This window comes from Azospirillum sp. B506 (assembly GCF_000333595.1).
GTDB lineage: Bacteria > Pseudomonadota > Alphaproteobacteria > Azospirillales > Azospirillaceae > Azospirillum.
On record NZ_BADK01000335.1, the window covers coordinates 1 to 9,631 of the forward strand.

A 9,631-nucleotide genomic window follows, 5' to 3' on the forward strand; every position below is an offset into this window, starting at 1 on the left:
GGTCCATACCGTGTCTTCTTCATCTTCCTGGTGTCGAATGTCGGCGGGTCGCTGACGCCGCTGGGCGACCCGCCGCTGTTCCTGGGCTTCCTGAAGGGCGTCGATTTCTTCTGGCCGACCGTTCACCTGTTTGCGCCGATGGCCTTCCTGTCCGCCCTGCTGCTGGTCATCTACTTTGTCCTGGACCTCGTCCTGCACACCCGCGATCCCGGCAAGCACCCGCTGATCGAGGGTGTCCATGAACGCGAGCCGATCCGCATCGAGGGCAGCGTCAACCTGCTGCTGCTGGTCGCCATCGTCGGGGCGGTGCTGCTCAGCGGCGTCTGGCATCCCAGCACCGGCATCACGCTGTACCATGTGACGGTGCCGCTGGAGGCCATCGTGTCGAACCTGCTGCTGCTGGGCATCACCGGCCTGTCGCTGGCGCTGACCAGCAAGCAGAGCCGCCGCCTGAACGGCTTCAGCTGGGGGCCGATCCTGGAGGTGGCGAAGCTGTTCGCCGCCATCTTCCTGACCATCATCCCGGCCATCGCCATCCTGCGGGCCGGCACCGACGGTGCGCTGGGCGCCATCATCTCGGCGGTGAACGAGGGCGGAAAGCCGAACCCCGCCGCCTATTTCTGGGCAGCCGGCATCCTATCCAGCTTCCTCGACAATGCGCCGACCTACCTGATCTTCTTCAACACCGCCGGCGGCGATGCAAAGGTGCTGATGACCGATCTGTCGCTGACTCTGACCGCCATCTCCGCCGGCGCGGTGTTCATGGGCGCCAACAGCTATATCGGCAATGCCCCCAATTTCATGGTCAAGGCTATCGCGGAGGAACGTGGCGTCGCCATGCCCAGCTTCTTCGGCTATATGGCCTGGTCCTTCGGCATCCTCGTGCCGCTGCTGGGGCTGACCACGCTGGTTTTCTTCCTGTAACGGTCCTCATTCTGTAACAGCCCTCTCACGAAACCAATCGTCACCGCCGCCGTTAACCCGCGATGGAGCCGCCTTGCCATCCGAATCGGGTGGCTGTCGCGCGGCGCAACGGCTGGAGGGTGACGTGGTTTCGATGGGTCTCGGCTGGAACACGGGTGCGGGCTTCAAGGCGGGGCGGCCGATGGCCGCGCGTGGCCGGCTGCCATCGCCAAGGCTGGTGCCAGCGGTCTGAGCGGTCGGAGCCTGCGCCATGAGCACGCAGACCAACCCCCGGCACCTCCATTCCCTGACCCCGCTGCGCGGCATCGCGGCTTTGTGGGTGGTGCTGTACCATTACAGCTTCCAGTACTTTCCGAACCTGCATCCCGACAGCTACACGCATCTGGTGCAGAAGGGCTATCTGGCCGTCGACCTGTTCTTCATGCTCAGCGGCTTCGTGCTGACGCATGTCTATCATGGCATCTTCACGGACTCGGTCGGCGACAATGGGCCTTCCTGCGGGCACGCATCGCCCGGCTCTATCCGTTGCATCTGGCGGTCCTGCTGCTGTTCGTGGCCACGGCGCTGGCGGTTCGCGCGGTGGAATATGCCGCCACCGGCAGCTTCCCGGCGATCCCGCTGAAGGGCGCCGAGTCAGTGTGGGCTTTGGTCGCCAACCTGTTCATGCTCCAGGGTCTCTATGCCAGCATGCTGAGCTGGAACTATCCGGCCTGGTCGATCAGCCTGGAGTTCATGGCCTATCTGGTCTTCCCCTTCGCACTTCCCTGGGTCTGGCGGTCGAGCGGGCGGATGCAGGCCCTTCTGGCGGTCGGTGCGCTGGCGACCCTCTGCGCGCTGGCTTGGGCAACGCAGGACAATCTGAACCAGTGGGACGGGCCGCAGACCTTGCTGCGCTGCCTTCCTGAATTCCTGCTGGGCACGCTGCTCTACAGCGCCTATCGCAGCGGGCTTGCCGTGTCGGTGCTGTCCAGCGACCTGTCGATGGTCGCGGTCGTGCTGGCGATCCTGCTTCTTCTGCACACCGGCGGGCCGGACCTGCTGGCGGTGCCGCTGTTTGCGCTGCTGGTCCTGGCCGCGGTCGCCAACCGCGGACGGGCGGCGGGTGCCTTGAATGTCCGGCCGCTGGTGTGGCTGGGCGACGTGTCCTATTCGCTCTACCTGATCCATGGCTTCGTCGAATATGCCACCACGCGGCTGCTCGGCCTGGTGCTCGGCATCCATGACCGCAAGGCATTGCCCGGCGGCTGGTCGATGGCGTTGCTGGTGGCGATGGTGACGGCCTGCCTGCTGATGGCCGGCCCGGCCTATCGCCGGATCGAGGTGGGCGGACGGCGCCTTCTGCGCGAAGGCTCCGGTTTCGGCCGCCCGACGTTGGCGACGGCGGGACGACAGGGCGACTGAAGCGGCAAAAAAAGCGCCCGGGGGGCTGAAGCCACCGGGCGCGAAGGCACAGTACGAAAGAGGTTCATCAGCGATGATGGTGCAATCGGGAGATCGATTGTGGCGCCACCCTGTCATGGGTCGTGCCTGCGCTCCTTGACCACGGTCAAGCTTGAGCGGAAGAGCAGGTCATCAATCCCCCATCGCCGGCTTCGGCAGCGCACCGTCCATGCCGCCGCCTTCAACCGTCTCCGGTTCGGGCCTGGCCACGCGGAACCATGCGGCATAGAGCGCCGGCAGGAAGAAGATCGTCAGCACGGTCGCTCCGGCCAGACCGCCCATGATGGCGACCGCCATCGGTCCCCAGAACACGCTCTGCGTCAGCGGGATCATGGCGAGGATCGCGGCCGCTGCGGTCAGCGCGATTGGGCGGGCGCGGCGGACCGTCGCCTCGACGATGCTCTCCCAACGCGACCGGCCGCTGCGGATGTCCTGTTCGATCTGATCGACCAGGATGACCGAGTTGCGCATGATGATGCCGGCCAGCGCAATGACGCCCAGCATGGCGACGAAGCCGAAGGGCAGGTTGAACAACAGAAGAGAGGCGGTGACGCCGATCAGCCCCAGCGGAGCGGTCAGCAGGACCATGAGCACGCGCGAGAAGCTCTGCAATTGCAGCATCAGCGTGGTGACCATGATCAGCAGCATCAGCGGCATCATGGCGTTGATCGAGTCCTGGCCCTTGGCGCTCTCCTCGATGGCGCCGCCCATGGTGATGGCGTAACCGTCGGGCAGGGTGGCCCGCAAGGCGTCGAACTGCCCATTCAGCTGGGTGCTGACCACGGGAGCCTGCATGCCGCCGGTGACGTCCCCCTTGACGGTCATCGTCGTTTCGCGCGCCCGGCGCCACAGGACCGGCTCCTCCAGCTCGTACCGGATGCTGGCGACCTGGCTGAGCGGGACGGTGGTGCCGCGGCTGGTGCGGATGTTCAGCTCGCCCAGGCGCGACAGGTCCATCCGCTCCTCCGGCGTGGTGCGCAGCAGAACGCCGATCAGTTCGGTGCCCTCGCGGTACTGGGTGACGGACATGCCGTTCAGCAGCAGTTGCAGGGCGTTGGACAGATCCTGCTTCGAGACGCCGAGCGCGCGGGACTTCGCGGTGTCCACCTCCAGCCGGACGCGCTTGGACAGCTCGTCCCAATCGAGATGGACGTTGGCGGTGTTGGGGTGGGCGCGCATGGTGTCGCGCACCTGATAGGCGACCTTGCGGATGGTCGCCGGATCCTCGCCGGTGATGCGGAACTGCACCGGATAGCCGACCGGCGGACCGTTCTCCAGCCGGCTGATGCGGACGCGGGCGGCCGGAAAGTCGGATTCCAGCGTCGGCTCCAGACGCTGCATGAAATGTTCGCGTTCTTCCAGTCCCTTGGTCATCACCATGAACTGCGCGAAGTTGGCGGACTCCAGCTGCTGGTCCAACGGCAGGTAGAAGCGCGGCGATCCACCGCCGGTATAGGCAACCCAGTAATCGACATCCGGGTCCTTGGCCAGCACCGCCTCCATCCGCTTCACCTCGGCGGCGGTCGCCTCGAAGGAGGAACCTTCGGCAAGCCGGATGTCGATCAGCAGCTCCGGACGGCTGGCGGACGGGAAGAACTGCTGCTGGACATGGCCGAAGCCGACCAGGGCGGCGGCGAAGGCGGCTACCGTCACGCCGATGGTGACCCAGCGTGCCCGCACGCAGGCTTCGATCATACCGCGCAGGACGCGATAGGCACGGGTGTCGTAGATGTCCAGCTCGTGCCCGTCCGGCACCACATGCTTGGGCTTGGGCAGCAGCAGCCAGCCGAGATAGGGGGTGAAGATCACCGCCACCACCCAGGACAGCAGCAGCGACAGGGCCACCACCCAGAAGATCGAATTGGTGTATTCGCCGGCCGCCGAAGCCGCGAAGCCCACCGGCACGAAGCCGGCGGCGGTGACGATGGTGCCGCTCAGCATCGGGAAGGCGGTTGAGGTGTAGGCGAAGGCGCCGGCCCTCAGCCGGTCCCATCCCTGTTCCATCTTCACCACCATCATCTCCACCGCGATGATGGCGTCGTCCACCAGCAGGCCGAGCGCGATGATGAGGGCGCCCAGCGAGATTCGCTGCAAGTCGATGTGCAGGATCTGCATTGCCACCAGCGTCATCGCCAGCACCAGCGGCACCGCCAGCGCCACGACGATGCCGGTGCGCCAGCCCAGGCTGACGAGGCTGACCAGAATGACGATGCCCAGCGCCTCCGCCAGCGATTCCATGAACTCGCCGACCGAATGCTCGACCACCTTCGGCTGGTCGGCGACCTGCGCCACCTCCAGCCCGGCCGGCAGCCCGGCACGGATCTTCGTCATCGCGGCGTCCATCTGCTCACCCAGCTCCAGGACATTGCCGCCCTTCGCCATCACGATGCCGACGCCGATCGCATCGCGGCCCTTGTAGCGTAGGGTAAAGCGGCGCGGTTCGACATAGCCGCGCCTGACCTCCGCCACGTCGCCGATGGTGAGCAGCCGGCCGCCGCTCTCCACCGGAATGGCACGCACCGCAGCGGCGGTGTCGAGACCAAGGTCGAGGCGGACATAGACCCGCTGCGAACCGGTATCGACGTCGCCCGACGCGGCTATGGCGTTCTCGCGCTGGAGTGCTTGGATCACCGAGTCCACCGGCAGGCCGAAGCTGGCGAGCCGCTGGCTGGAGATCTCGACATAGACGCGCTCCTCCTGCGGGGCGATCAGGTCGATCTTCTCGACGCCCGGCAGTTTCAGCAGGCGCGCGCGCGCCTGTTCGGCCACCTTCTTCAGCTGGGCCGGGGTGAAATCCTCGCCGATGAAGGCGTAGATGCCGGAATAGACGTCACCGAACTCGTCATTGAAGAAGGGGCCGACCACGCCGTCCGGCAGGGTGTAGCGGATGTCGCCGATCTTCTTGCGCACCTGATACCACAGGTCCGGCACCATCTTCGGCGGGGTGTAGTCCTTCAGTTGGACGAAGACCACCGACTCGCCAGGCTTGGAATAGCTGCGGGCGACGTCGTAATAGGGAACCTCCTCCAGCTTCTTCTCGATCCGGTCGGTGACGAACTGTTCGACCTCGCGCGCGGTGGCGCCCGGCCATTCGGTGCGCACCACCATCACCTTGAAGGTGAAGGACGGATCCTCCGCCCGGCCCAGGGTCTTGTAGGCGAGCGCGCCGGCCAGGACGCTGGCGAGCATCATGAACAGCACGAGCGTCCGGTGGGCCAGCGCCCAGGCGGACAGGTTCATGCGGGAGTGGGTCATCGCGCCGGCTCCGTCCAGACGCGGACCTTCTGGCCGGCGTCGAGCTTGTGCACGCCGGCGGTGACGACCCGCTCGCCGTCCTTCAACCCGCCCGCGATCAGTGCGAGGTCACCGGCATAGGCGGCGACGGAGACGGGCCGCAGCTCCAACCGGTCGTCCGGCGCGGACAGCACCCACACCGCCGGCTTCTGCTCCCGTTGCGCCAGCGCGCTGAGGGGCAGGCGGGCGACCGGGGCGCCATGGTCGGCGGCGGCGACCACGGTCGCGGTCATGCCGAGCTGGACCGTGGGCGGCGGATCGGTCAGCGTGATCTTCGCCTGAAAGGTGCGGGTGTTGGCGTCGGCACTGGGCGACACCTCGCGCAGGGTGCCGGCGATGCTGCGGCCGGGATGGGACCACAGCTCTACCGAGAGCGTCTGGCGGGGCAGGGCAGCGACGCTTTGTTCGGGAATGTTCGCCACCGCCTCCAGGCTTCCCAGCCGGGCGACGCGCAGGGCGGTCTGGCCGGATGCCACCACCTGTCCCGGCTCGATCAGCGTGGCGGTGACGATCCCGGCCTCGTCCGCCACCAGCGTGGCATATTGGGCGGAGTTGTTGAGCACGCGCAGTTGCGCCTCGACCTCGCGCACCTTGGAGTCGGCCTTGTCCAGCGTCGTCTTGCGGCGGTCATATTCCTGGCGGGTGGTCCATTCGCCCTGACGCAGAGTCGCGTAGCGCTGGAAATCGCTGCGGGCGTTGGCGGCATCGGCCTGGGCGGAGGCGAGCTGGGCCTGCGAGGCCCGGATCTGCAGCTGAAGATCGGTGGGGTCGAGGCGGGCCAGCGGCATGCCGGGTTCGACGCGGCTGCCGACCTCCACCAGCCGGGCGGTCACCTTGCCGCCGACGCGGAAACCGACATCGGCCTCGACCCGCGGGCGGATCACCGCCGGGTACCGCACATTGTCGACCAGCGGCTGCAACGTGACCGTGGCGACGCGGACCGGCCGCACCTCCGCCTCCGGGGTGGCGGCCGAGTGGGTTTCGTTGCAGCCGGCAAGCAGGACGGTGGCCGTCAGCAGAACGGTGGCCGTCATCATCGTCGACGCCATTGCGGAGGACGCGAACCGTCTTTCGCGGAGCTGGGTCATACCACGTCTCCCCACTGGACTGGACTGTATCGTATTGTTACCGTCCTACTCCCGCACCCGGCCAACGTCAAGAGTGAACGGTACAGTTCAGTGCAGTCATCGGAGCAAAAAACGCTGGAGCCGTCCGTTCCACACGATGCGAAGGCGGAACAGATCGTCGCCGCCGCACGGGACGTGTTCCTGGAGCTTGGGTATGCCGCCACATCGATGGATCAGGTGGCCCAGCAGGCGAGAGTGTCAAAGACGACGCTCTACACCCGCTTCCCGTCGAAGGAAGAGCTTTACACCGCGGTGATCTCCGCCGAGTGCGAACGGCGCGGCCTGTACTTCGCACCGGAGATGTTCGACGGGATGCCGTTGCGCGATGTCCTGGTGCAGGTCGGCCGCCGTTTCACCGACCTGCTGTGGTCGGATGCGGCGATCCGCGTCCATCAGTCGGTGGTGGGGGAGGCGACGCGCATGCCGGTCGCCACCCGGCTTTATTTCCAGGCGGGGCCGGAGCAGGCGGTCGCCAACTTCGCCACCCTGTTCACCCGGCTGAACGAGCGCGGGCTGATCGCCACCGACGATCCGGCCTTCGTGGCCCGCCAGTTCCTGTCCGCCATGCAGGGTGGTGCCTATTGCCAGCTGGTGCTCGGTCTTTGTCCCCCGCCGACCGAAGAGGACCGCCACGCCTTCATCGACAAGGCGGTGGATTTGTTTTACGCGGTCTCACGCCGTGACATCGGTCATGCCAGCTGAAATAGCGCATCACCAATCCACGAAGCTCCTCCCGTACGCCGTCGTCACCAAGCTTGGTCAGCCGGTCATGCAGACCTGCGGCAATGCCGGTGAAGCGCTCCAGCACCACGGGGTCGAAGTGTCTGCCGGCGCCATCGGCCAGGATGTCCATGGTGGCGGCGAAGGACATCGGCTCCTTGTAGGGGCGGCGGGAGGTGAGCGCGTCGAAAACGTCGGCGACGGCGAAAATGCGGGCGGCCATCGGGATCGCGTCGCCCGTCAGACCGCGCGGATAGCCGGACCCGTCAAACTTCTCGTGATGGCCGCCGACGACGTCGGTGGCATCGGCCAGCCAGTCCGACGATCCGACAATGTCCAGCCCATGGACGACGTGGGTCTTCATCACCGCGAATTCCTCGGCGTCGAGCTTGCCGGGCTTCAGCAGGATGCTGTCGGGAATGGCGATCTTCCCGACGTCATGCAGGAACGCCCCTTTCATCAGTTGCCGGATCGCGGCATCGTCCAGCCCCAGCGCCTCGGCCAGACGGACGGCCAGAACCGTCACCCGGTAATTGTGGGCGTTGGTGTCGCTGTCGCGCTTGGCGATGGCGCTGCCCAGGGCCGCCAGCATGCCGATATTGGCGTCGAGCAGGCCGCGCGACAGGCGCAGGATTCCCCGGTTGTAGGCCCCGAAGATCGGCAGCAGGACGAGCGCCGTTCCCAGAACCGACAGGGAGGAGACGCCGACGACGGTGGCCGTGTCCCACAGGATTTCGCGGGACCGGCGTGACGAGAGCTGGAAGACGCTCTCAAAATAGCCGAGCAACCGCCCATCGGGATCGAGCAGCGGCTCCATCGTCTGGATGAAGATGCGCCCGTCCAGCGTGAAGCGGTCGTAGATGGCGTCGTTGCCGTCGGGAAACCCATGCCTGCTGGCGGACAGCCGCTTCTCCGCCCATTCCGCGCCCGGTGCGATATACTCGGCGGTTTTCCGTTGATCCGGCGCATAGAGCTCGGCGACGATGAACAGACCGTCGCCATGGTTATTGCGCACTTGGCTCCGGCTGGACATGAAGGCCCGGAGCGATGCCTCCAGATCGGCATCGGCGACTCCGGCCGAGAGCGAAGAGCGTGCTTCCGCCAGAAAGGCAGCCGATTCCTGCCGTGCCAGTGCCATCACCCGGCCATCGGCGATCTCGACCTCGACCAGGAAGGCGACGCTGCCGACAGTCAGCGCGAGGAACAGGGCAGCGCCAACCAGACGCCGGAGAACCGCGCCCGCGGTGGGCAGCCGCATCGCCGACACATCGGAATGGCGGTCGGACGAGGTCCTGAAGAGCAGGCTGAGGCGCCGCCGCTCGCCCATTGCCACCGTCGTCTTGCCGACCTGTCCGCTCATCACCGGTCCTCTTGTCCATTTTTCTTGCGCGGGCTTTTGCTTGCGCCGATTTTTTCTTGCAAGGCCGGCCGATCTGGAGGATGCCCATGCCAAGCGTCGATGGTGGTTCCATGCCGGGACCTGCGGCCTGCGCCGTGGCGGGCTGCCGCAGCAGGATCCTGCGGAAAACTTGAGACAGCGTTAAGTTTCGGCTGGGCACTTTGCCGCTGGACGCGACCGGTGTTCAAGCCTGGATGCCAAGGAAGGAAGTGTTTCGTAATGTCCGCCTGCCCCTGCGGTTCCGGCCGCGATTTCGACCGGTGTTGCGGCCCGATCCTGGCGGGGGAGGCCGCTCCGACCGCCGAAGCGTTGATGCGGTCGCGCTACACCGCCTTCGTCCGCCACGACATCGATCATATCGAACGGAGCTGTGTGCCGGAGACCCGCGCCACCTTCAGCCGTGCCGATGTGGAGCGGGTGGCTGATGAATGTGACTGGGGTCCGCTGACCGTGATGAAAGCGGAGGAACATGGCGACGAGGGGATGGTCGAGTTCTTCCTCACCTTCCAGCGCGATGGCGAGGACTGGCCGCTGCATGAGCGGTCGCGGTTCCGCCGCGTCGATGGGCGCTGGCTTTACGTCGACAGCGTCCTGAACCCGAAGGACCCGCCGCGCCGCGTGGTGAAGGTCGGCCGCAACGATCCGTGCCCCTGCGGCTCGGGGAAAAGCACAAGGCCTGCTGCGGGCGCTGACCGGCGCCCGCAGCGGTCACCCTTCAGCTGATGGC

At 66.4% G+C, this 9,631-nt stretch carries 8 protein-coding genes; 5 read left to right on the top strand and 3 right to left on the bottom strand.

Features of this window, described 5'->3' with window-relative positions; all coding sequences use genetic code 11:
• The 3 genes from I71_RS10270 to I71_RS10280 all read left to right on the top strand — a co-directional run.
• Positions 1-924: sodium:proton antiporter (locus tag I71_RS10270; RefSeq protein WP_042694569.1), on the top strand; the 924-nt coding region annotated here is incomplete at its 5' end.
• 250 nt (positions 925-1,174) lie between these two features.
• Positions 1,175-1,546: an acyltransferase gene (locus I71_RS40565; RefSeq protein WP_042694571.1), complete on the top strand. Its 372-nt coding sequence runs from the start codon at positions 1,175-1,177 to the stop codon at positions 1,544-1,546.
• On the top strand, positions 1,450-2,325 hold the full coding sequence (locus tag I71_RS10280; protein WP_083897082.1) for an acyltransferase: 876 nt from the start codon (positions 1,450-1,452) through the stop codon (positions 2,323-2,325). The genes I71_RS40565 and I71_RS10280 overlap by 97 nt, the downstream gene beginning before the upstream one ends.
• A 171-nt stretch (positions 2,326-2,496) precedes the next feature.
• Here the strand turns inward: I71_RS10280 and I71_RS10285 are convergent, their stop codons facing one another.
• Together I71_RS10285 and I71_RS10290 are read right to left on the bottom strand one after the other, a co-directional pair.
• Entirely contained in the window at positions 2,497-5,619 is a 3,123-nt protein-coding gene (locus I71_RS10285; protein WP_042694575.1) for an efflux RND transporter permease subunit, read from the bottom strand.
• Positions 5,616-6,746, bottom strand: coding sequence for an efflux RND transporter periplasmic adaptor subunit (locus I71_RS10290; protein WP_049976028.1), 1,131 nt, complete (start codon positions 6,744-6,746; stop codon positions 5,616-5,618). The genes I71_RS10285 and I71_RS10290 overlap by 4 nt, the downstream gene beginning before the upstream one ends.
• A gap of 90 nt (positions 6,747-6,836) precedes the next feature.
• Between I71_RS10290 and I71_RS10295 the strand changes: the two genes are divergently transcribed.
• Positions 6,837-7,487 (top strand): TetR/AcrR family transcriptional regulator, encoded by a 651-nt coding sequence (locus I71_RS10295; protein ID WP_042694577.1) that lies wholly within the window; start codon positions 6,837-6,839, stop codon positions 7,485-7,487.
• On the opposite strand, the gene I71_RS10300 is transcribed toward I71_RS10295, so the two are convergent.
• Positions 7,423-8,865 (bottom strand): HD-GYP domain-containing protein, encoded by a 1,443-nt coding sequence (locus I71_RS10300; RefSeq protein ID WP_244433744.1) that lies wholly within the window; start codon positions 8,863-8,865, stop codon positions 7,423-7,425. The two genes, I71_RS10295 and I71_RS10300, sit on opposite strands and share 65 nt — an antisense overlap.
• A 258-nt stretch (positions 8,866-9,123) precedes the next feature.
• Between I71_RS10300 and I71_RS10305 the strand changes: the two genes are divergently transcribed.
• Positions 9,124-9,627: a YchJ family protein gene (locus I71_RS10305; RefSeq protein ID WP_042694579.1), complete on the top strand. Its 504-nt coding sequence runs from the start codon at positions 9,124-9,126 to the stop codon at positions 9,625-9,627.
• The last annotated feature ends 4 nt before the right edge of the window (positions 9,628-9,631 follow it).